The sequence below is a fragment of the Phaeobacter sp. S60 genome (genome assembly GCF_000826845.1).
Taxonomy (GTDB): Bacteria; Pseudomonadota; Alphaproteobacteria; order Rhodobacterales; family Rhodobacteraceae; genus Phaeobacter; species Phaeobacter piscinae.
This window is the reverse complement of record NZ_JSWJ01000022.1, coordinates 1-22,501: the sequence shown is the minus strand read 5'-3', so window position 1 is coordinate 22,501 and position 22,501 is coordinate 1. Positions and strand designations below refer to the sequence as shown.

The 22,501-nt window shown below is 61.9% G+C and carries 22 protein-coding genes; 8 read left to right on the top strand and 14 right to left on the bottom strand.

Translation table 11 applies throughout. From position 1 onward, the window contains the following. Window positions 1-2: 2 nt before the first annotated feature. From tolR to ruvC, 7 genes are all read right to left on the bottom strand, one after another. Window positions 3-491 (bottom strand): protein TolR, encoded by a 489-nt coding sequence (gene tolR / locus OO25_RS18395; protein WP_040181887.1) that lies wholly within the window; start codon window positions 489-491, stop codon window positions 3-5. A 3-nt stretch (window positions 492-494) separates the two neighbouring features. Then, window positions 495-1,190: a protein TolQ gene (tolQ, locus tag OO25_RS18390; RefSeq protein ID WP_040171986.1), complete on the bottom strand. Its 696-nt coding sequence runs from the start codon at window positions 1,188-1,190 to the stop codon at window positions 495-497. Between the two features lie 114 nt (window positions 1,191-1,304). Beyond that, a complete protein-coding gene (gene ybgC, locus OO25_RS18385) occupies window positions 1,305-1,691 on the bottom strand; it encodes a tol-pal system-associated acyl-CoA thioesterase (RefSeq protein ID WP_040181885.1) in 387 nt (128 codons plus the stop codon). A gap of 25 nt (window positions 1,692-1,716) precedes the next feature. Continuing rightward, window positions 1,717-2,382 carry a hypothetical protein gene (locus OO25_RS18380; protein WP_175304843.1) on the bottom strand — a complete coding sequence of 222 codons (666 nt, stop codon included), beginning with the start codon at window positions 2,380-2,382 and terminating at the stop codon, window positions 1,717-1,719. A 310-nt stretch (window positions 2,383-2,692) separates the two neighbouring features. Beyond that, complete coding sequence (gene ruvB / locus OO25_RS18375; protein WP_040181958.1) at window positions 2,693-3,724, bottom strand: Holliday junction branch migration DNA helicase RuvB; 1,032 nt, start codon at window positions 3,722-3,724, stop codon at window positions 2,693-2,695. A 117-nt stretch (window positions 3,725-3,841) separates the two neighbouring features. After that, window positions 3,842-4,531, bottom strand: a complete 690-nt coding sequence (gene ruvA / locus OO25_RS18370; RefSeq protein ID WP_040181882.1) for a Holliday junction branch migration protein RuvA — start codon at window positions 4,529-4,531, stop codon at window positions 3,842-3,844. Continuing rightward, a complete protein-coding gene (gene ruvC, locus OO25_RS18365) occupies window positions 4,528-5,025 on the bottom strand; it encodes a crossover junction endodeoxyribonuclease RuvC (RefSeq protein ID WP_040172722.1) in 498 nt (165 codons plus the stop codon). Before ruvC ends, ruvA begins: the two co-directional genes overlap by 4 nt. Before the next feature lie 383 nt (window positions 5,026-5,408). Here ruvC and OO25_RS18360 point away from each other — a divergent pair, with 383 nt between their 5' ends. Further along, window positions 5,409-5,627: a DUF1127 domain-containing protein gene (locus OO25_RS18360; protein ID WP_024098276.1), complete on the top strand. Its 219-nt coding sequence runs from the start codon at window positions 5,409-5,411 to the stop codon at window positions 5,625-5,627. Between the two features lie 204 nt (window positions 5,628-5,831). Here the strand turns inward: OO25_RS18360 and OO25_RS18355 are convergent, their stop codons facing one another. From OO25_RS18355 to OO25_RS18345, 3 genes are all read right to left on the bottom strand, one after another. Further along, the gene (locus OO25_RS18355; protein ID WP_040181879.1) at window positions 5,832-6,176 is read right to left on the bottom strand and encodes a hypothetical protein; all 345 of its coding nucleotides are present in this window, start codon (window positions 6,174-6,176) and stop codon (window positions 5,832-5,834) included. A 105-nt stretch (window positions 6,177-6,281) separates the two neighbouring features. After that, window positions 6,282-7,154: a 50S ribosomal protein L11 methyltransferase gene (locus OO25_RS18350; protein ID WP_040181876.1), complete on the bottom strand. Its 873-nt coding sequence runs from the start codon at window positions 7,152-7,154 to the stop codon at window positions 6,282-6,284. A 136-nt stretch (window positions 7,155-7,290) separates the two neighbouring features. Next, the gene (locus tag OO25_RS18345) at window positions 7,291-8,526 is read right to left on the bottom strand and encodes an MFS transporter (RefSeq protein WP_040172717.1); all 1,236 of its coding nucleotides are present in this window, start codon (window positions 8,524-8,526) and stop codon (window positions 7,291-7,293) included. A 130-nt stretch (window positions 8,527-8,656) separates the two neighbouring features. Here OO25_RS18345 and OO25_RS18340 point away from each other — a divergent pair, with 130 nt between their 5' ends. After that, a complete protein-coding gene (locus OO25_RS18340) occupies window positions 8,657-9,721 on the top strand; it encodes a YeeE/YedE family protein (RefSeq protein WP_040181874.1) in 1,065 nt (354 codons plus the stop codon). A gap of 52 nt (window positions 9,722-9,773) precedes the next feature. Here OO25_RS18340 and OO25_RS18335 read toward each other — a convergent pair whose 3' ends face one another. Next, on the bottom strand, window positions 9,774-11,969 hold the full coding sequence (locus OO25_RS18335) for a primosomal protein N' (protein ID WP_040181871.1): 2,196 nt from the start codon (window positions 11,967-11,969) through the stop codon (window positions 9,774-9,776). Window positions 11,970-12,116: 147 nt separating this feature from the next. On the opposite strand from OO25_RS18335, the gene fsa reads away from it, so the two are divergent. From fsa to OO25_RS18310, 5 genes are all read left to right on the top strand, one after another. Further along, a complete protein-coding gene (fsa, locus tag OO25_RS18330) occupies window positions 12,117-12,770 on the top strand; it encodes a fructose-6-phosphate aldolase (protein WP_024098282.1) in 654 nt (217 codons plus the stop codon). A gap of 183 nt (window positions 12,771-12,953) precedes the next feature. Then, window positions 12,954-13,661: a DUF484 family protein gene (locus OO25_RS18325; protein WP_040172710.1), complete on the top strand. Its 708-nt coding sequence runs from the start codon at window positions 12,954-12,956 to the stop codon at window positions 13,659-13,661. Further along, the gene (locus OO25_RS18320) at window positions 13,658-14,593 is read left to right on the top strand and encodes a tyrosine recombinase XerC (protein WP_040181869.1); all 936 of its coding nucleotides are present in this window, start codon (window positions 13,658-13,660) and stop codon (window positions 14,591-14,593) included. The genes OO25_RS18325 and OO25_RS18320 overlap by 4 nt, the downstream gene beginning before the upstream one ends. A 97-nt stretch (window positions 14,594-14,690) precedes the next feature. Further along, entirely contained in the window at window positions 14,691-15,032 is a 342-nt protein-coding gene (locus OO25_RS18315; protein ID WP_040181866.1) for a hypothetical protein, read from the top strand. Window positions 15,033-15,192: 160 nt separating this feature from the next. Further along, entirely contained in the window at window positions 15,193-15,888 is a 696-nt protein-coding gene (locus OO25_RS18310) for a phosphatidylcholine/phosphatidylserine synthase (protein ID WP_014879222.1), read from the top strand. A 290-nt stretch (window positions 15,889-16,178) separates the two neighbouring features. Here OO25_RS18310 and OO25_RS18305 read toward each other — a convergent pair whose 3' ends face one another. Next, entirely contained in the window at window positions 16,179-16,637 is a 459-nt protein-coding gene (locus OO25_RS18305; protein WP_040172701.1) for a methylated-DNA--[protein]-cysteine S-methyltransferase, read from the bottom strand. A 245-nt stretch (window positions 16,638-16,882) separates the two neighbouring features. Here OO25_RS18305 and OO25_RS18300 point away from each other — a divergent pair, with 245 nt between their 5' ends. Then, a complete protein-coding gene (locus tag OO25_RS18300) occupies window positions 16,883-17,230 on the top strand; it encodes a hypothetical protein (protein ID WP_040181863.1) in 348 nt (115 codons plus the stop codon). Between the two features lie 194 nt (window positions 17,231-17,424). Here OO25_RS18300 and ileS read toward each other — a convergent pair whose 3' ends face one another. Together ileS and OO25_RS22850 are read right to left on the bottom strand one after the other, a co-directional pair. Beyond that, the gene (ileS, locus tag OO25_RS18295) at window positions 17,425-20,379 is read right to left on the bottom strand and encodes an isoleucine--tRNA ligase (RefSeq protein ID WP_040181861.1); all 2,955 of its coding nucleotides are present in this window, start codon (window positions 20,377-20,379) and stop codon (window positions 17,425-17,427) included. Between the two features lie 182 nt (window positions 20,380-20,561). Then, the gene (locus OO25_RS22850) at window positions 20,562-22,373 is read right to left on the bottom strand and encodes a P-loop NTPase fold protein (protein WP_175304842.1); all 1,812 of its coding nucleotides are present in this window, start codon (window positions 22,371-22,373) and stop codon (window positions 20,562-20,564) included. Window positions 22,374-22,501 lie beyond the last annotated feature (128 nt).

Sequence of the window (22,501 nt, the reverse complement as noted above, 5' to 3'; positions counted from 1 at the left end):
GCCTATTGCCCGGTATCGTCGACGGCCCGCCCGTCAAGGCTCGGACCACCCACATCGGTCACCAGCCCAACGCTGGAGAACCCACCGGCGTTCAGCGCGCCCATCACCTGCATCACCGCCTCATAGGGGATTGCCCCGTCGGCACGCAGGAACACCTGATCGGAGGACCGCTCCGCCGCGATGGCGCGCAGTTTGGCGATCAGCTCATCCGGGGCCACAGGCGTGGTCTGGATCTGGATTTCACCACTGGCGGTCATGGTCACGGTCAGCGGCTCTTCCTCATCCCCGGGCAAGGCCCCGGCGGCGGTCTTCGGCAGCTCCACCGGCACACCCACGGTCATCAAAGGGGCGGCCACCATGAAAATGATCAGCAAAACCAGCATCACATCAACAAAGGGCGTGACGTTGATTTCCGCCATCGGCCGCGCACGGCTGCGCCGCCGTCCCCGGCGTCGCCCGTTGGCGGCGGAAGGTTGAACCGAGGCCCCCATGGATCAGGAATCCAGCTGACGGCTGAGGATGGTGGCAAACTCATCAGCAAAGGCCTCATAGCTGCCGATGATCCGGTCGCTGTCCGCGCTCAGCTTGTTGTAGAAAATCACCGCCGGAATCGCCGCCAGCAGCCCCAGACCGGTCGCCATCAACGCCTCGGCAATGCCCGGCGCCACAACGGCGAGGTTGGTGTTCTGCTGCTCCGCAATCTCGATAAAGGCGGTCATGATGCCCCAGACGGTGCCGAATAGCCCAACAAAAGGCGCGGTGGAGCCAACAGTGGCCAGGATCGACAGACCACTTTGGACATGTTCGCTTTCCTTGGCGATGGCGACATCCATCGACCGTTCGATCCGCGCCTGCGCGCCGGCAATCAACGCCCCGTCGGTGCGGTGACTGCGCCGCCATTCGGTCATGCCAGCGGCAAAGATCCGTTGCGACTGCCCCTTGGGCTGCGGACCGATCTGATCGAACAGACCATCCAGCGGCTCTCCCGACCAGAAGGCGCGATCAAACTCCGCCGCCTCGCGCCGGGCAAGGCGATAATTGATCAGTTTCTGCAGGATAATGGCCCAGGACCAGATCGACGAGCCAACCAGCATCAGCATCACCAGTTTGACCGTCAGGGTCGCCCGTTCAAATAGCCCCCACATGGAGAAATCAATCTCCTGCGCCAACGCCAGAGTTTCTGCTTCCATGGACCTGCTCTATGTTTTTGGCCGTCTTTCAGCCGTTTTCCGGCTTTCATTTGGCAAAAGGCTATCGCAGTTCAAGGCCAAAAGCCAATGAAACAGCTGTGAGAGCAGCAATTGTTACAGCAATGCGCGAATCTCTGCCGGAAGGCGGATCGGCGCACCGCTCTCGGCATTGACGCAAACCACGGTGACAATCGCGCGAAACAGCTCGGTCTCACCACGGAACACCTGCTGCGACATGGTGAGCCGCGCTGGTGTCACCTTCTGCACTTCGGTCTCGATCCGCAGTTCCTCATCGAATTTGGCAGGGGCGAGGTAATCCGCCTCAATCCGGCGCACCACCCAGATCAGCCCGGCGTCGCGCATGGCGTTCTGATCATTGCCAAGGTTGCGCACCCAGTCGCTGCGCGCTCGTTCGATAAACCGCAGATAATTGGCGTGATAGACGATCCCGCCCATGTCGGTGTCTTCGTAATATACCCGAACCGGGAAGCGGTGAATCATCTGTCTGGGCCTCTCTGGCGACGGCTCAGTGCCGGGTCGGGTTGGCGTCATCTGCGGGCGGCGCTACCGGCGCTTGCAGTCGCGCAAACAGGCGGAGCGCATGGGAGCTGTCGGCGGCAGCAACCGGCATCATCCGATCATAAGCGGCCGCAATCACCCCGGCAATCTCGGGCCGCAGAATGGTGGCGCCGGTGTCCGGCAGCACCGCCAGCGGCGAGGTCTCGGCAAAGGCGCTGTCGCCCCAGGTCAGCATCATCTGCACCGCCTGCGTCAGCGCCAGGGTTTCGGCCGGCAGTTTTGCCATAGCACCGGCCATGCGCAGGAACACGAAACAGGCCTGAATGCCGCCCTGATCGTCAAACCGAAACGCGCGGTACTGGCTGGCGTCCGCCTGTTTCAGACGCGCCACCAGCGGGTCCAGATCCGGGATCAGCCGGTCCAGATCCGGCACGCCCGTCAACTCGTCCCAGTCGCGGAAGAAAAACACCATCAGGTTCGATCCCAGTTCGGGATCGGTCTCCGCCATCTGATGGCCTGCAAGGGTCACCACCGCCTCGATCGCGCCCTTGACGGTGGCCAGGGTGCTGTCCTCCACCCCAAAGACAATCGGCGCAATCGGTCGCCCCCAGCGGGCAAAGGCATAAGTGCCATCGGTGCGGGTAAACAGGGCTTCGATCTCGGCTGGGGTCATTATACGGCTCTCCACTCGGACTGCGGTCTTATGGGCGCTTAATGCCCGCTTGCGGGATCAACGACAAGGGTTGCGACCGGCTGCCACCCTGCATCTGCTGGCCTGAAATATCCCCGCCGGAGGCCGTGACGCGCGGGGCGCGGCGCGTCCATCAGGGTTTGCCACGTAGGTCAGCAGCTATGACCAAATGTTTCGCGTGCGAAACATACGCTAAAATTGAATCCAATTCTTCAAAGCCACCTTAACCCTTTGCGGCGGATTTGACGCCAACCCGCGCGCATGCTAACGCTGGGCCACATCAGGTGGCGCCCTATAGCAACAGGTCGCCCTGCCCCCGCGGCGGCGTCAATCCAAGGTGGGTCCAGGCCTTATGCGCCAGCATTCGGCCGCGCGGCGTGCGCTGAATCAGCCCCTGTTGCAGCAGGTAAGGTTCGATCACCTCCTCCAGCGCGTCGCGGCTTTCGCTCAGCGCAGCGGACATGGTTTCGATCCCGACGGGTCCACCGCCATAGTTCTCTGCCACCATCCGCAGATAGCGCCGGTCGGCGCCGTCCAGACCCAGCTGATCCACCCCGAGCCGCGTCAGAGCGCCATCGGCCAGCTCCCGGGTGATGGTGCCATCGCCCTCGACAACCGCGAAGTCCACGACGCGGCGCAGGAGCCGTCCGGCGATCCTGGGTGTGCCGCGGGCGCGCCGCGCGATCTCGCGGGCGCCGTCATCATCGGCGGGGGCCCCCAGCTTACGGGCATTGCGGCTGACAATCTCAAACAGCTCATCAATGGTGTAGAACTGCAGGCGGGTCGGGATGCCGAAACGGTCGCGCAGCGGTGTTGTCAAAAGACCCATGCGGGTGGTGGCGCCAACAAGAGTGAAGGGCTGCAACTCGATCCGCACAGTGCGCGCGGCCGGCCCCTCGCCGATCACCAGATCCAGCTCAAAATCCTCCATCGCCGGATAGAGCACCTCCTCCACCGCCGGGTTCAGCCGGTGGATTTCGTCGATGAACAACACATCACGCGCCTCAAGATTGGTGAGGATCGCCGCCAGATCGCCGGCCTTGGCCAGCACCGGGCCGGAGGTCATGCGGAAGTTCACGCCGAGTTCACGGGCGACAATCTGCGCCAGCGTGGTTTTGCCCAAACCGGGGGGGCCATGAAACAGCGTGTGGTCCATCGCCTCGCCCCGGCGGCGGGCGGATTCGATGAAGACGCGCAGATTGGCACGGGCCTCGGCCTGACCAATGAATTCGCCCAGCCCCTGCGGACGCAAAGCGCGGTCGGTGTCGCCTGCGCTGTCTTCCGGCAGCGGTGTGGGGCGCAGGGTGGGGTCGGCGTCAATCATGGTCCCGCTTTCTGGCATATGTTTTGTCCGGCCGAAGGCCGGGCAGCGCCCGACCCTCCCCACGGGAGGGCGCTTCGCACCCACCCAAGCTCAGGCGCTGCTCTTTCCGTGTCATCATCACCCTTTCGGCGCCAGAAGACGCAAGGCGGCGCGGATCAGCTCAGCCTCATTGGCGTCCGGGTAGGTGGCGGCAGCTTCGGCCACGGCGGCGGCGGCATCCGATGGGCCATAGCCCAGATTGCCAAGCGCGGAGAGCGCCCCCGCAGAGGCGGCAGCGGCACCGGAGGGGGCCTTTGGCGGTGCCTTGCGGGGCGTCTTGCCGGTCTCCACCGGCGCGACGGATTCAACGACATCCAGACCGGGACCGTCCATGGCATCGGCGATGGTGCCGCCCATGGCCATCACGCCCGGTGCCTTGTCCTTCAGATCCAACACGATGCGCTGCGCCGTTTTTGGACCAACGCCCTTGGCCGCCTTCACCGCTGCCCAGTCGCCCAGAGCAATGGCGCGGCTGACGCCATCGGGGCCAAGCGCGCCCAAGATCGCCAGCGAGACCTTGGCCCCCACCCCCTGCACCGAGGTCAGCAGGCGGTGCCATTCTTTTTCAGCCAGCGAGGGGAAGCCGTAGAGCTGCATCAGATCCTCGCGCACCACCATATCGGTATAAAGCGCCACCGCCTCTCCCGCGCCGGGAAGCGTGGCGAGAGTGCGGTCAGAGCAAAAGACGATGTAGCCGACACCGCGCACGTCGATCAGCACATGGTCAGTGCTGCGGTATTCCAGTCGTCCGGTCAGTTTTCCGATCACGCGCGCTTCTCCTTCAGCTGGCGGGCCTGCGTACCCCCATAAAACGCATGACAGATGGCAATGGCCAGAGCATCTGCCGCATCGGCGTTTTTGGGCAGACATCCGGGCAGCTGCAGTTTCACCATGTGCAGGATCTGTTCCTTGGCCGCGTGGCCGACGCCGACGACGGTTTTCTTGACCCGGTTCGGGGCGTATTCGCCCACTGGCAGACCGGCCTGTGCCAGCGTCATCAGCGCGACACCGCGGGCCTGCCCCAGTTTCAGCGTGCCGGCGCCGTCTTTGTTCACGAAGGTCTGTTCAATGGCCGCCTGATCGGGACGGTAGGCCGCGATCACCTCGATCACCTGATTGTGGAGGGACAGCAGCCGCTCCCCCAGATCATCACCATCGGAGGTGCAGACGCCGTTTGCGACATGGCTCAGACGGGTGCCCTGTGATTCGATCACGCCCCAACCGAGGTTCCGCAACCCCGGGTCGATGCCCAGTATCCGCATGTCTGCCCTATCCCTGCCTGCCCCGGCAGATGGCCGAGTGGTCATTATTGTCGCAGGATTAGCACAAAACGCGAACATATCCAACCGCTTTCCCCCTGGATCGGGCACCAAATATCCGGCCTGAGACCGCGTGCGGATTGCCGGTTTTCGGCGGAATGCCCCAATCCTGTTCTGAAAACGACCACCCATATTATTGAAACCGACATTCCCGCGTTGCGCATGAAAAATCCGCAGAATTCCCTTGTTTTTATGGGTAATAAGCCATGCGTTTTGCGCATGGGACACATGCAATTTCGGCGATTGTCAGCGGCTTTTCTCCTCACTAAGTGCCGTCCATCGCCCCATGGCGAAGAGATTCATTCAACCTCCGAAAGGACGAGGACATGGCTGCATTTGACACCACCCGCACCACCTATGGCACCAGCAGCCTGTTTGGCCGCTTGAGCGCCAAGACCGCCAGCCTGCTGGCAGCGTTTGTCGACTGGAACGACGCCCGCACCACCCGCCAGACTCTGGGTCAGCTGAACGACCGCGAACTGGCCGATATTGGTCTGTGCCGCGCGGACATCGACCGCATTGCCGAGGGCAAGCCGGTCTTCTGAGGTCTGATCCCGCTCCGGTGCTGCCGGGCGGTCGATCATTCGGAATATGAAAAACGCCGCCTCCTGACGGAGCGCGGCGTTTTCTATAGGTCTGGTTTGCAGATCTGCGCCTCGGCGACACCCTGCTGCGTCGGACATGACTGCGCGACCGTTTTATGTCGGATGCCCCCCAGCGCCCGACACCTGGCCCGCCAGCCTGCCCCTCTACCGCAGCACAGGCCCGATCTTCTCGGCCAGGAACTGCGACACGGGATCCCGCTGCATAACAAATGCACCGGCTTTCTCCAGCCCGGTTCCTGCCCGCAGCTGATCGACACGGTGGTCGTAGCTGCCAAATCCCAGCGCTGCCATCAAGAACCCCTTGAACAGCAGAAACGCCGCGACAAACAAGATCACCGACCGGCCGGAAATCCGCGACTGTACCCGTCGCGGCGCCACCACGATCAACCCATCCGCGCGCACCTTAGCGGTGTAGCCGCGCGCCATGGCCCCGTGTTTGCGCTCCAGTCGGTCAAGCCGAGCGTAGAAATTGTTACTCTGTTCACCCATAACCAAAACCCTGCAATGGCTCCCACCATCCACATCTTAATGCTTAGGTAGGTAATGAGACCATTTTGGGGCGGGTCGTTAAAATGCTCAACAAACTTGAATGATTCAGCCTGTTTTCTGCAAAAGCAGCGTCGTCCAGTCACCAATCTCACTGCGCTGGACCAGATTGATGCCATTTTGTGCATAAACGCCCTGCACCTCATCCGCCTGTTCATTGAGCAGACCGGAGAGAATCGCATAGCCATCGCTGCGCAGATGCGCCGCCACATCCGGTGCCAATGCAACCAGAGGGCCCTTCAGGATGTTGGCGAAGATCAGATCGAAGGGCGCGGCCTCAGCCAGGGCCGGAGCGTCAAAGCCCGCGGCCTCAAGACAGTGAACACGGCCTTCCATGTCGTTGGCCTTCAGATTGGCCTCAGCCACATCCACAGCGACCTGATCAATATCGCTGGCCAGAATCTGCCCGTCCCAGACACGCGCGGCCGCCATCGCCAGCACAGCTGTGCCACAGCCGATATCAGCCACTTTGTCACCGACGAAGCCATCCTCGATCAGCGTGTCCAGCGCCTTCAGACAGCCCAATGTGGTGCCGTGGTGGCCGGTGCCGAAGGCCATCGCCGCCTCAATCAGCAGCGGGATGCGATCAGTCGGCACCTTATCGGCATCGTGGCTGCCGTAGACAAAGAACCGGCCCGCCTCAACCGGGGCCAGTTCGCGGCGCACATGGGCCACCCAGTCGGTTTCCGGCAGTTCGGAGATCACAAAAGGCTGGGCGTCGAACATGGTCGCCAGCAGCGCCAGACCGGCCTCATCCGGGGTCTCGGTGAAATAGCCGCCAACCTCCCAAAGGCCGGAGCCATCCTCAACCTCAAACACGCCAAGGCCGGTGGGCTCCGGCGTCAGACGCTCCATTGCTTCGCCGAGCGCTTCAGCGGGGGCTTTTCCGGTCAGGGTGGTGAGGGCGGTGAAGGTGGGCATGGCGGTCTCCGGGCAATGGTTGCACAGCGCCTAGGCCCGTCGGCGGCGCAGGTCAAGAGCTGGCGGCGCAGGTCTGCCGGGGCCAACCGGGGGCAGCGCCCGCGTTGATGCAGGGTCAGATCTGGCGCGCGTCGGCTTACTCTGCCGGGGCGGCGCTGCGCCATTTCACAAAGATCGTCTCATTGCCCGGCTCCGGATGGCGCGGGATCAACAGCGACAGGGTGAGCGAGATCAGCGCCATACAGGCCGCCAGCGCAAAGACCGCAGCCGGGGAAACCACCCACAGCAGACCCAGCGTGACAGGCAAAACCACCGCAGCGATATGGTTGATGGTAAAGGCCACGGCAGCTGTCGGCGCAATATCAGACGGGTCGGCGATTTTCTGGAAATAGGTCTTCAGCGCCAGCGCCAGCCCAAACAGGATATGGTCCACCACATAAAGCACCCCGGCCAGCACCACGCCCCAGCTGAACCAGTAAAGCCCGCCATAAGCGGCAAAGACCAGCGCCAGCCCGGTGTATTCAAAAATCAGCGTCCGGCGTTCACCAAAGCGGGCGACGGCACGGCCCAACAGTGGTGCCGCGATCATATTGATCATCAGGTTGATCAGATAAAGGCTGGTCAGCTCATGCACCGCAAAGCCGAATTTCTCCACCATCATAAAGCCGGCAAAAACAACAAAGATCTGCCGCCGCGCGCCGGCCATGAACTGCAGCGCATAATAGAGCCAGTAGCGGCGCCGCAGGATCAGGCGTTTGGTCTGCGGATGCGGGGCGTCGAATTGCGGATAGGCCAGCAGGCAGAAGATCGCCAGAACCGTGGTGGTGCCTCCGGCCAGCAGAAAGACGATATTATAGGTGAGGCCCAGCGGCTCCCACAGCAGCGCGATCAGGCTGTAGACCACCAGCGTCGCCGCCGATCCCGCCGCCACCAGCCAGCCCAGGATCTGCGGCGCGCGGGTCTTTGGCAGCCATTGCAGCTGCAGCGACTGGTTCACTGTCTCATAGTAATGAAACCCGATGGAGCTGAGCAGCGTGATCGTGAGCAGCCCGCCAAGGCTGGGAAACCAGGCGGTGACTGCCGTCGCCACGCCCAGCATCATCAAGGAAACCAGCCCCAGCACCTGTTCGCGCACAAACAGGATCACTGCGATGACGCCAATGGCCAGAAAACCCGGAATTTCCCGCACCGTGTGCAGCAGGCCAATGTCTGCCCCGTCGAAATTCGCAGCCTCAATGACGAAGTTGTTGAGCAGCGCGCTCCAGGTGTTGAAGGCGATCGGCATGGTCAGCGCCATCACAAACAACAGAGTTGTCGGGCGGCGCCAGAGCGGCATGGAAGCGGCAGCTTCGGTGGGGACAGGCTTGAACATGCTTCAGCAGATACGCCTATCCGCCCCATCAGGCGAGGGAAAAAGCGCCGCGCACATCTGATCTGCATCAATGCACGGAGCAGCTCGGCCTCATATTCAGATTTTCGAATGGCAATGAGAGGCTGATGCGATGCCAGAACTGGTTGAGATCATGGACTGGGCAGGCGAGCCATTGACAGCGGCGCTGCTAGGCCTGCTGACCGGGGGAATTTTTGGTGTCGCGGCGCAGCGGTCGCGGTTTTGTCTGCGCGCGGCCACCGTGGAATTTGCCCGTGGCCGTCTGGGGGACCGGGTGGCGGTCTGGCTCCTGACCTTTTCCACCGCGCTGGTCTGGGTCCAGGCTGGGCACTTGGTGGGCTGGATCGATACCGATGAGGCACGGATGATGGCGGTGCCCGGCAGCTGGTCCGGGGCCATCCTTGGCGGGGTGATCTTTGGCATTGGCATGGTGCTGGCGCGGGGCTGTTCCGGGCGGCTGTTGGTGCTGGCGGCGACCGGCAATCTGCGCAGTGTGGTCTCCGGGCTGATTTTTGCGGTGGTCGCACAGATGAGCCTCGCCGGGTATCTGGCACCGCTGCGGGACTATCTGGCCGGTCTCTGGATCACCTCGGGCGGGCGCAATCTGGATCTGCTGGCGGCCTTTGGCCTGCCGGATTGGTCCGGGTTGGCGTTGGGGCTGGGCATGGCGGCTCTCGCCCTTGGGGTCGCGTTGCAAAACCGTATCGGCGCGGCGCGGCTGATCTTTGCCTCTGGTGTCGGCTTTGCGGTGGCGCTTGGCTGGGGGCTGACATCGGGGTTGGCGCAGGTGGCGTTTGATCCGGTGCAGATCGAAAGCGTGACCTTTACTGGCCCATCGGCACGGATGCTGATGTTCTTTCTGGATCGCGCCTCGGTGCTGGAATTTGATATCGGGCTGGTCGCCGGGGTGTTTGGTGGCGCGATGCTCGCAGCCGCATTGGCGGGCGAGATGCGGATTCAGGCCTTTGATGGGGCGGTCACCATGCGCAAGGCCATGATTGGCGCGGCGCTGATGGGGTTTGGCGGCATGCTGGCCGGGGGCTGCGCAATCGGCGCCGGTGTCACCGGTGGGTCGATCTTTGCGGGCACCGCCTGGCTGGCGCTGTTTTCGATGTGGGTCGGGGCCGTGCTGACGGATCTGCTGGTGGATCAGCGCGGCGTGGCGGCCTCCGCCTAGACAGGGTACGAGGCGCGGCCCTGATTCATCTGCCCTGTTTTTCGACCGGACTTCAGAAGAAATTCTGCGGATCAATATCGACCGACAGACGCAGATCCCCCTTGAGGCGCGCCGGTTTGATCCAGCGGGCGATGGCGTCCTGCAGGGGGGTGCCCTTGCTGGCCTTGATCAGCAGGCGCACTCGGTGGCGACCGCGAATGCGGGCAATTGGCGCCGGGGCCGGGCCAAAGACCTGCGCGCCGATCTGGCGCAGCGGCATGTCATTGCGGGCCAGTGCCATCCCCAGATCCATAACGGCAGGCAGCTCCGGCCCGGAAAGGACAATGCCGGCCATCCGCCCATAGGGGGGCACGCCTGCGGCCTCGCGTTCGGCGGCTTCGGCTTTCCAGAAGGCTTCTTCATCACCGGAGAGGATCGCCCGGATCACCGGGTGTTCGGGTTGGAAGGTCTGCATCAGGGCTTCGCCCGGTTTGTCGGCGCGCCCGGCCCGGCCTGCAACCTGCCGCATCAACTGGAAAGTGCGCTCCGCCGCGCGCAGGTCAGAGCCTTGCAGGCCCAGATCGGCATCAATCACGCCAACCAATGTGAGCAGCGGGAAGTTATGCCCCTTGGCCACCAGCTGGGTGCCGAGGATGATGTCAGCCTCGCCTGCGGCGATCTCCTCGATCCGTTGTTTCAGGGCGCGGGCAGACCCAAAGAGGTCAGACGACAGCACCGCAATTCGCGCCTCCGGGAACAGCGCGGCGGTTTCCTCACCCAACCGTTCGATGCCGGGGCCGACAGGGGCCATCTTGCCCTCGACCTGACAGGTCGGGCAGGCGTCCGGTACCGGTTTGGTCTCACCGCATTGGTGGCACATCAGGCGCTTCATGAAGCGGTGTTCGACCATGCGGGAATCACAGTGGTCGCAGGTCACATGGCCGCCGCAGGCGCGGCAGATGGTGACGGGCGCAAAGCCCCGGCGATTGAGAAACAGCAGCGATTGCTCACCCCGTTCGATCCGCGCAGTCATCGCCTGCTTCAGCGTCGGTGAGATCCAGGTCGAGGCGGGAAGTTTTTCCGCCCGCATATCAATCGCGCGCATCTCCGGCAGGACGGCTGAGCCAAAGCGCGCCGCGAGATCGAGCCTTTTGTATTTGCCCGCCTCAGCATTGGCCCAGGTTTCCAAGCTGGGCGTTGCCGAAGCCAGCACCACCTGCGCCGAACACATGGCCGCGCGCAGCACCGCCATGTCGCGGGCATTATAACAGACGCCTTCGTCCTGTTTGTAGGAGGTGTCATGTTCCTCATCCACGATGATGAGGCCGAGATTCTGATAGGGCAAAAACAGGGCCGAGCGTGCGCCGATTACCAGCTGCGCCTTGCCCTGCCCCACCATGCGCCAGACCCGGCGGCGTTCGGTCATCGTCGCGCCGGAGTGCCATTCCGCGGGCGTCGCGCCAAAGCGCTGCTCGACCCGTTTGAGAAATTCTGCCGTCAGCGCGATTTCCGGCAACAGCACCAGCGCCTGACGGCCTGCACGCAGGGTGGCGGCGACCGCCTCCAGATAAACCTCGGTCTTGCCCGAACCCGTGACGCCCTTCAGGAGGGTGGTGCCGTAGCGGCCACTGGCAACGCCCTCGCCCAGGGTGGTGGCGGCGGCAGCCTGATCTTCGGTCAGGGTCTTGCCGGGCAGATCCGGATCCAGACGAGGATAGGGCAGATCGCGGGGCGCGTCCTCCTCGCGCAGGGCGCCCTGTTTCACCAGCCCTTTGATCACCGAGGTTGTGACCCCGGCCAGATCCGCGAGTTCCTTCGCCGTGAACGCCAGTCCGCGATATTCATCCGCCGCCGCAAGCACCCGTTCGCGGGGGTCTGTCATGCGGTCGGGCATCTGGCCTGTCGGACGCAGTACCTTGCGCATGGACACAGGGTCAGAAAGGCCGGGCGCACGGGTGGCCAGCCGCAGCATCGCCGGCAAAGGGGTCAGTGTGTAATCGGCGGATTTGCTCAGGAACTGGCGCATCTCGTCGCGCATCGGGGCCACGTCCAGCACCCGGTTCACCGGGCGCAGCTTGGCCGAATCGAAATCCCCGGCCCCCGGCCCCCAGATCACCCCAAGAACGCGGCGCGGGCCCAGCGGCACCTCGACATAGGCGCCCAGATGGCAGCCACCTTCGGGGGCGCGGTAGTCAAGAACGCGGTCCAACGGCTGTGTTGTCAGCACGCCAACCCGCTCGCCCTCGTTGAAAAATGCCTGCTCCTGCACGCTGCTTGCCTCTTTTGCCCGGTGGGGATGATGACCCCAAAGCGATGCCCGGCAATCGACGCCGGGCGCACGGGGGGTTTTTAAAGCCTCCGCCATCAGGTAAAGGCTAGCGCAATCAAGGCCAACCCATCCAGAGGACCCTAGCCGATGAAATTCTTCGTAGACACCGCTGAAATCGACGCCATTGCCGAGCTGAACGCATTGGGCATGGTGGACGGCGTGACCACCAACCCGTCGCTGATCAAGAAGTCCGGCCGCGACATCATCGAAGTCACCAAGGAGATCTGTGATCTGGTGGATGGTCCGGTGTCTGCCGAAGTGACCGCAACCGATGCTGACACGATGATTGCCGAAGGCCGCAAGCTGGTCGAGATCGCCGAAAACATCGCCGTCAAAGTGCCGCTGACCTGGGACGGTCTGAAGGCCTGCAAGACCCTGACCGACGATGGTCATATGGTGAATGTGACGCTGTGCTTCTCTGCCAATCAGGCGCTGCTGGCGGCCAAGGCCGGCGCGACCTTCATCTCGCCCTTCATCGGTCGTCTGGACGATATCAACCTCGATGGTATGGACCTGATCGAAGACATCCGCACTGTCTATGACAACTACGGGTTCGGCACCGAGATCCTTGCCGCCTCCATCCGCAGCGCCAACCACGTGCTGGAAAGCGCGCGCATCGGTGCCGACGTGATCACCGCGCCGCCCGCCGTGATCAAGGGCATGATCAACCACCCGCTGACCGACAAGGGTCTGGATGCCTTCCTCGCCGACATCAAAGCGGCGAACATCAAGATCCTGTAAGCCGCAGGGCACCGGACAGGTTTCAGGAGGGGCGGCCCGGTGGGCGGCCCCTTTTTCATTGGCGGATGCCCCTCCCCCGGTGCCGGCGGCGGTGCGCCGGTGGCAGGGAATTTTTTACCACGCTTGCGCGAAACCCGTGTTATAACTCCGGCAAAACCCATCAGAGGTCACAAAGAGCAGAACATGAGCACGACGGCAGAACTGGAAGACACTCTGCGCCAGGCGATCCTGGCCAAACCCGACGCCCTGTTGGAAGATCAAAGCGTGATGAATGCGCTGGTCAGCGCCAATGAGCGCGCAATGGGGTCCAATATTGTGGACCTGCGCGGCATCGCAATGGAGCGGATGGAGGCCCGGCTGGACCGGCTGGAGGACACCCATCGGTCCGTGATTGCGGCGGCTTATGAGAACCTTGCCGGGACCAACCAGATCCACCGGGCGGTGCTGCGGCTGCTGGATCCGATGGATTTTGAGAGCTATCTCGGCAATCTCGGCGGTGAGCTGGCGGAAATCCTGCGGGTGGATGCGGTGACGCTGGTGCTGGAAACCGCCCATCCCGAACAGGACGCCGCGGTGCAGCGCATGGATCAGGTGCTGAAGGTGGTCGAGCCGGGATTCGTGGAGCAATACATCAATCCCCAGCGCAATGGCCCCGACCGTCAGGTCACCCTGCGCCAGATGCAGTCCGGCCACGCCCGCACACATGGCGCCAAGGCGGATTTCATCCGCTCCGAGGCCTGTCTGAAACTGGAATTGGGCGAAGGCCGCCTGCCCGGTCTGTTGGTTCTGGGGTCCGAGGATCCGCATCAGTTCACCCCACAGCATGGCACCGATCTGCTGGCGTTTTTTGCAGGCGTTTTTGAACGGTCGATGCGCCACTGGCTGTCGTGACGCCGCCGTCACCTCTGTTGATCTCCCCGGCCTGCCGGGACGCGCTGGAGCAGTGGCTGGCCGGGCTGGCCGCGCTTCAGGGGGCGGCTGAGAACACCGTCACCGCCTATCGCGGCGATGTGGTGGAGTTTCTCGCATTTATGACCCAACATTTTGGCGGCCCGCAGGGGCTGGGGGCGCTGGCGGAGATTTCCACCGGTGATATGCGCGCCTGGATGGCAGCCACCCGCGCCACAGGCACCGGGGCGCGCTCATTGGCGCGCAAGCTGTCGGCGGTCAAAAGTTTCTACACCTGGCTGGCCGAGCGGCAAGGGTTTGAGCCCACCGCCGTCTTGTCGGCGCGCAGTCCCAAGTTCCAGAAAAAACTCCCCCGCCCGCTGGCCGAGGACGCCGCGCGGGCGGTGATCGAAACGGTGGAGTTTCAGTCCACCACCGATTGGGTGGCAGCGCGTGATGTGGCGGTGGTGACGCTGCTTTATGGCTGTGGGCTGCGGATATCCGAGGCCCTGGGGCTGACCGGCGCAGACGCGCCGCTGCCCGCGGTTCTGCGGATCACCGGTAAGGGCGGCAAAGAACGGATCGTGCCGGTGCTGCCTGCCGCGCGTCAGGCGGTGGACCGGTATCTGCGGCTCTGCCCGCATCCGCAGGAGCGGGGCGCACCGTTGTTTCGCGGTGTTCGTGGCGGGGCGCTGAATGCGCGGCTTATTCGCAGCGCCATGGCGCAGGCGCGCGCGCAGCTGGGCCTGCCTGCCAGCGCCACGCCACATGCGCTGCGGCACAGCTTTGCCACCCACCTGTTGGAAGCCGGCGGCGACCTGCGCGCCATTCAGGAGCTGTTGGGTCATGCCTCGCTGTCGACAACGCAGGCCTATACCGCGGTCGATACGGCGCATCTGATGGATGTCTACAACCGCGCCCATCCAAAAGCGTAAGGCCTGCGCAAAACATGCCATCAAAGGGCTGGATTTAACCCGGTAGTAAGGGGCCTGCGCCAGATTGCTGGCGTCAAATCCAGAAGGAGCCCCCGTAATGAGTATCGTTGCCCAAAGTCAGACCACCGACACCGCGCCGCTTGGCGCGCCGTATAATCCCGCCAATCGCAGTGCTGCCAATGCCAGCACATCCGATATCGGCGATGTGGATTTCAGCCAGTTTTATGAGCAGCTTCTGGCGGATCTGGACAGCGATGGCGACCGTGAGATTTCTGATCAGGAATGGGCGGCCTATCGCGCGGGCAAGGCCGCACGCGGTGAATTTGTCGCCGCACAAGGGCCATCTGATACCGGTGAGGCGCCGCAGATCGTGGACAGCCGCAGCCTGACCGAGACGCTGTTTCGCAAGGCGCTGATGGAAGATCCTGCCGACCCGTAGAATGGTGACCCAATGTCGCTGCGGCAGGTGATCCACGGCTGAGCGTTTGCTTTCACGCCGGTGACATGACCACCGCCCAAGACCCGAATTTCCGCGCATAGGCGAGACGTTTTTCCATTGACCACTTGCGAGGGTGCGGGAAATTCGCCATCAGGGGCGTATGACACCTCAGTATCGTGCCCTCTCCGTTCATCTGCTGACCGCCACCGGCGCGGTTTTTGCAATCCTTGCCATGTTGGCTGCGGCTGATGCCAAGTGGAGCCTGATGTTTGTCTGGCTTGTCGTGGCCTTTGCCGTGGATGGGGTGGATGGGCCGCTGGCGCGGCATTATGAGGTGAAGCGCTACGCGCCAGAATTTGACGGTGTGCTGCTGGATCTGATCATTGATTACCTCACCTATGTGTTCATCCCGGCCTTTGCGCTGTTCAAATCCGGGTTGATGGCGGGGTGGACCGGTTGGGTGGCGCTGATTGTGATCACCTTTGCCAGTGCCTTGTATTTTGCCGACACGCGGATGAAGACGAAGGATAATTCCTTCTCCGGGTTTCCCGGATGCTGGAATATGCTGGTTCTGGTGATCTTTGCGCTGGAGCCGAGCCATTGGACCAGTCTGACGCTGGTCACCCTGCTGGCGATTGCGATGTTCCTGCCGCTGAAGTTCATTCACCCGGTGCGTACCGAACGCTGGCGCAAGGTGTCGCTGCCAATGGCGCTGGCCTGGACATTTTTTGCCGGCTGGGCAGCCTGGGTCGATTTCCACCCGGCAAGCTGGGCGCATTGGGGGCTGGTGCTGACCTCGGTCTATCTGATTTTTGTCGGCATCGCGCAGCAGATCATCCCCGAGAGCAAGGGCTGAGCGGGCCGTCTCAGGCCGATATCGCCAGACTGCGGGTCTCTCTGTGAGACCCGAAACCGGGCTGCGGGCCTGTCGCGTGATGGCGCGATTTGCCGCCACCTAAAGTGACCGTTTCCAATGGCGGACTTGCTCAGGCGGGCCGGTTGAGACCGCGCTGTGGCAGCCTGCGACGGATCAGCGGCTTCACCGGGTGAGGACAGCCACCCGCACGGTCGGATCAGACAGATCTCGCGCGACGGACCCCGTGGTCCACCTTCCCCCGGCAAGATACCCCCTTCGCAAGACGCCGATCAGATCAACAGTCCCGCTGCCCCTTCGTGACGCAAAAGAGCGACCTTGGTCTCAACCCCGCCCGCGCCGGAAAATCCCCCAAGACCTGAGGCGCCAAGCACCCGGTGGCAGGGGATGATCACCGGGATCGGATTAGCGCCGCAGGCATTGCCAACGGGCTGGGCTGCCGCGCCCAGATCCTTTGCGATCTCGCCATAGGTGCGGGTTTCGCCCAGCGGGATCGCCGACATGGCGGCGCAGACCGCACGCTGAAAATCGCTGCCTGCCACCGCCAGCGGCAGGTCGAATGCGGTCAGCTCATGGGCGAAATAGGCGCGCAGCTGGGCCAGAGCCTCAGCCGTCAGGGCCGAGCCTGCGACACCCGCGGGCGCGGCCTGCCACGTCAGGCGAACGATCGCGCCATCCTGCTCCCCCACGCACAGCGTGCCGACAGGTGTTTCAAGGCTGGCCTCTGCCATCTGCTGGGTCGCGGTTTCAGGGGGCTGCACGGGTCCGGTGGTCCTTACGCTTGATGCTTGCACACCTTTGGCAACGTCTGCGGGATCCTGCTCAGCGTCAAGGCGGAACCTCGATCCCGCCGCTGGACCTACCCTTTGGGATAGGAGGCTATGCCTTCGGCAGGGTCGGCTAACCTCAGGTGCCCATGCAATTGCACTCAATTTTAGTAAAACTGGGTCTCAAGTTATGAAGAAGGTCAGTCACCATGCATATCACCACCCAAGGAAATATCAGCGTTTACCGCATGCTGAATGGTCACATGAGTGGGCAGGCGGCGACGAAACAGGCGCAGGCCCAGCAGACCGGACAACTGCCGGGCGGGCTGGAAACTGCCGCCTCCCTGGCGAAGACGGCCAATGCCGTGTCCCAGCAGGCAGCCCTGACCGGACCCAGCGAAGGCGGAAGCCTGATGGCCGTCGGCACCCAGCATCTGCGCACTGTGGTGCAACAGACTCTGCAGGATCTACAATCGGGTTGCCACGCCGGGCCACTTCCGACCAGCGAAGTGATCGCCCAGAACAAATATCGCGCGGCGCTGCGGGCGATGGGCTGATCCGGCCCGGATTGCCTGCCTTGCGCTGACGAGAAAACCCCCGGCGTTCTTTGGCACCATACCCCCGTCAAAGACGTCAAAAGAAGCGCGCCGCCCGCCCCATCGAGGGGTGGGCGGCGCGCAGATCCCGTTGGGGATCTGAGATCACCGCTGTCCGGGGCAGCACCGGCTACCCACCTGGACGGATCGCTCTCTTAGCTCAGCGCCGCATCGCAGCGCCCGCAGACGCCCGCGTGGCTGTGGTTGCCAACATCGGGCAGGATCTTCCAGCAGCGCTGACATTTGTCGCCATCGGCCTTCTCAAACACCACCGACACGCCATCGACCTCGGGCATGCGGAAGGCTTCTGCCGGGGCCGGATCGCCGCTGAGGGCGATATCGGAGGTGATGCAGACATCGGCAAAATTCACCGATTTCAGCGCCTCCAGCACCTCCGGATCGCGCACATGCACCACCGGCGCGGCCTCCAGCGAGGCACCGATCACCTTGTCCACGCGCTGCACCTCAAGGGCGGCGGTGACCACACGGCGGGCCTGACGGACCTTGGCCCATTTCGCGGCCAGCGGCTCATTCAGCCAATCCGCCGGGGTCTCGGGAATGTCCTGCAAATGCAGCGAGCTATCCTCACCGGGGAAGCGTTCCAGCCAGACCTCTTCCATGGTGAAGACCAGGATCGGCGCCAGCCAGGTTGTCAGGCGGTGGAACAGAATGTCCAGCACGGTGCGGGCCGCACGCGCGTTCAGCGTATCGCCATCGCAGTAGAGCGCATCCTTGCGGACATCGAAATAGAAGGCCGACAGATCCACGGTGGCAAAGTTGAACACCGCCGAGAAGACGCCCTGGAAATCAAAGGCCTGATAGCCGGTGCGGACCTTGTGATCCAGCTCCGCCAGACGGTGCAGGACCCATTGTTCCAGCTCCGGCATATCCGCAGGCTCGACCCGCTGATCTTCGGAGAAATCCGCCAGGCTGCCGAGCATATAGCGCATGGTATTGCGCAGGCGGCGGTAGCCATCGGCCACGCCTTTCAGGATCTCCGGCCCGATGCGCTGGTCGGCGGTGTAATCGGTCTGCGCCACCCAGAGACGCAGGATATCAGCGCCATACTGCTGGACGATTTTCTCGGGCACGATGGTATTGCCGAGCGATTTGGACATCTTGTTGCCCTTCTCGTCCAGCGTGAAGCCATGGGTGACCACATTGCGATAGGGCGCGCGCCCCTTGGTGCCACAGGCCTGCAACAGCGAGGAGTGGAACCAGCCGCGGTGCTGGTCGGTGCCTTCCATATAGACGTCGGCGATGCCGTCCTCGGTCCCGTCTTCACGGTCGCGCAGCACAAAGGCGTGGGTGGAGCCACTATCGAACCACACGTCGAGCACGTCGAACACCTGATCGTACTCCTCAGGGTTCACGATGCCGTCCAGCATCTTGTCCTTGAAGCCATCGGTGTACCAGACATCGGCGCCGTGCTCCTCGAACTCAGCCACGATGCGGGCGTTCAACTCCTCGTTGCGCAGGAGGAAATCGGGATCAGTCGGCAGCACACCCTTCTTGGTGAAGCAGGTGAGCGGCACGCCCCAGGCGCGCTGGCGCGACAGCACCCAGTCCGGGCGGCTTTCGATCATGGAATAGAGACGGTTGCGACCGGTCTGCGGAGTCCACTGCACCAGCTGATCGATGGAATTGAGCGCGCGGGTGCGGATGGTGTCGCCCATCTCGCCCATGCCGTCGTCCAGCTCGCGGTCGACGGAGGCAAACCACTGCGGCGTGTTGCGGAATACGATTGGCGCCTTGGAGCGCCAGGAATGCGGGTAGCTATGAGTAACGCGGCCCCGGGCGATGATGCCACCGGCCTCAACCAGCTTGGCAATCACGGCGGTGTTGGCTTTGCCTTCCTTGCCCTTCTTGTCAAAGACCTGAAGCCCGGCAAAGAACGGCACATGCGGCAGAAACTCGGATTCTTCGCCCACATTGTGGGTCATGCGGTCAATCCAGTTGCGCGCCACGAAACACTCGTAGTCATCGGCACCATGGCTGGGCGCGGTGTGCACAAAACCGGTGCCCGCATCATCGGTGACATGATCGCCATCGATCATCGGCACGTCATAATCCCAGAAGCCGTTCGCGCCCTCGATGCCCTTGAACGGATGGTTCAGGGTCAGGCCATCAAGTTCGGAGGCCTCGACATCGCGGACCTTGGTGAATTCGGTGACGCGGGACTTCTCCAACGCGTCTGCGGCCAGCGCATCAGCAAAGAGATACAGCTCACCCGGTTTGGTCCAGCTCTCTTCCTGCGTGGCGTCGACGCGGTAGAGGCCATAGGCGACCTTCGGGTTATAGGCGACGGCCTTGTTCGAGGGGATGGTCCAGGGGGTGGTGGTCCAGATGACCACGCGGGCATCAAGCAAATCTCTATTGGTGAGTTCAGCACCTTCGCCGGGCACAATCCGAACACTAAACGGTACCCAGATCGTGTGCGACTTGTGGTCGTGATATTCGATCTCCGCCTCGGCCAGGGCGGTTTTCTCGACCGGGGACCACATCACGGGTTTGGAGCCCTGATAGAGCGTGCCGTTCATCAGGAATTTCTGGAATTCCCCCGCGATCACCGCTTCGGCGTGGTAGTTCATGGTGAGGTACGGATCATCCCAATTGCCGGTGATGCCGAGACGCTTGAACTCCTCGCGCTGGATGCCGACCCACTCATCGGCAAAGGCGCGGCATTCCTGACGGAAGTCGACAACCGGCACTTCGTCCTTGTTCTTACCCTTCTTGCGGTACTGCTCTTCGATCTTCCATTCGATCGGCAGGCCGTGGCAGTCCCAACCCGGCACGTAGCGCGCATCAAAGCCCATCATCTGGTGCGAACGCACGATCATGTCCTTGATCGTCTTGTTCAGCGCGTGGCCGATGTGCAGGTGACCGTTGGCGTAAGGTGGGCCATCGTGCAGGGTGAAGGGCTTGCGTTCCGCGTCCGTGCCCTTGGCGGCGGCGGCCTTTTCGCGGAGTTTGTCATAGACGCCAATCTGGGCCCAACGCTCCAGCCAGCCCGGCTCCCGCTTGGGCAGGCCCGCGCGCATCGGGAAATCGGTTTTGGGCAGATTGAGGGTGTCTTTGTACTCAGGCGTCTGAGGCGTGTCGGCACACATGTGCAGCGTCCTTTGGATGATCTGGTCGTGTTTTGGGATATTCGGTTCGGTGCGATGGCTCAAGCACCTTTGCCCGGCGGCTCACGTGGTCAGAGCGCCGGGGATATAATTCGAATAATGATGGCCGCAACATGGGACATGGAGGCCTTATAGGGCTGTGCTCTGCCAGCGTCCAGAGCGGATCAGCCCGCCTTAGTCTCGGCACGCTGGATGAGCCGACGCATCTGCGCAGCAGATATGGTCGAGACGGCATTAGCCTCGGCAACCAGATTTACCTTCAAGTGTTCAATCCACTCGTGCTCTGCGCTCAGGGCCTTACTGTTCTTAAGCTTTCTATAAAAAATAGCATCCAGAACCCGAAGGGCGGTGGCACGGTCCCTCTGTGAGAGTTTGAAAATGGCTTCAGCGGCAGCCAAGCAGTCCATATAATGAAGGATGGGTGTCTCCCAGTAGCTTACCCCTTCACCTGTATTCTTTTCCAGCAAATCAAGAAATGTTTCTGGCTGGTCCTGAAGATAACCCAGTAATTCAGATGCCCTCTCTGGCAGTTTCCCTGCGAAGGCTTGATCCATGAGTTTACGTATGAGAAGGCATAGGCCTTTTCCTTTAGGAGCAGGCTCGAAACCATACCCCTCGTATGAAATGGTTCCACTGGTCCAATCAAATCCATACTGTTCATGAACAGCCGCAAAGCTTGCAACCCGAGCAGGTAGTATGCCCCGTTTTGACAGTGCCCTCACGTAGCAATAGAACTTGCGAGCCGTTTTCCGTGGGCAAAAATCGTCGCGATACTTGCCCATGAAATTTAGAGCGCCGTAGATCTGAAGAATTTCACCGGGATTAGTCACCTCAAAATTCGTCAGGCTCGCCTCTATTCGGGCAATGATGCCCTCAAGCTCAGCGGTGTCTTGTTCTTCCCAGTTCCACAGGCGGATCCAGTCAGGTGTTTCTTTTGGGGCAGTGAAATGACCTGTCGTTTTGAGTGCAATATTGATTTGTGCGGCAGATGCGTAGCCATCGACAAGAAGGTTGACGCCGAGTTCCGTAGGAAGTGCCCCTCCCCTATAGTTCAGGATATCAGCGTTCGGATGATCCTGCTTCAGCTTGTCCAATAGTGACCCATCTTCGTCCTTGCCAGAGTTCAAATATCGACCTGTTTCCCCTCGTTGTCTCAGACCATCTTTGTCAATTACCCCTCCATGATAGGCCATATGAAGTGCCAGGAAGGTTTGTGTGAGGCGCTGCACGGAGGTGGTATGAGCAACCATTTCAGGTTCGATCTGATCAATGAGGTCGGCAGCATCCCGTATAGCACGCAGCAAAAGACGGAGGTTCTGATGCTTTGCCTCTTCAAAAGTCGTTTTCATTATCGCCTGATGTGCTTGCAAGAACCTACGCCCCTGACCATCAGGGATATCACCCCAGATCGCTGCGATAGCTGCATCAACATTTGGTTGGATTGTCACAATCTGACCAACCAGTTTTTCGCGGCTGAGCAAAAAATCGGGACGTTCGGTATGTTTGTCCGAATTCGCAATCAGGATGACGCGCTTACTCTCGTGCTCGACAAAGCGGTTGATCAGCCCCCAAAGCTGTTTCACGGGCAGGCCGCATCGCTCAACATCATCGAAAATGATTGTTTGCGGCAATTTCTGAAGAGCTATTTCTGTGAGGTTTACCTTCGAAGGGTCCGCAGCGAAGCCATACGCTCGAAACGACAAAAGGCCCTTACCTGCACGAACCCAGTTCGCCAGTTTACCGTTGACCCAAGGATTAAGCGCACGAACCAAGGCCCAGTCAAATTCATCAGAGCTGTGGACATTGTAAAGTGACACATAAAGACGTGTGGGATCTGTTTCGCATTCGGTTGCTGCTTTGATAAAGTGGGTTTTTCCGCATCCCCATGGCGCATCAATCAGCAGCGCATATCTAGGCGACTGGAGGTTCAGGTATTTTTCAACAACACGCCTAGTAATCTGATTTGGCAAATCCATGGTCCCGTTCTGTTTTGGGAATGATTTCATGGCTTGGGGCGAAGCTCAACCTACGGGATAAAAGCGTATCAAAAGCGCCGCACAATTGGTCGCAGGGATTGCCCCGCGCGGCGGGTGTACCGGCGGGG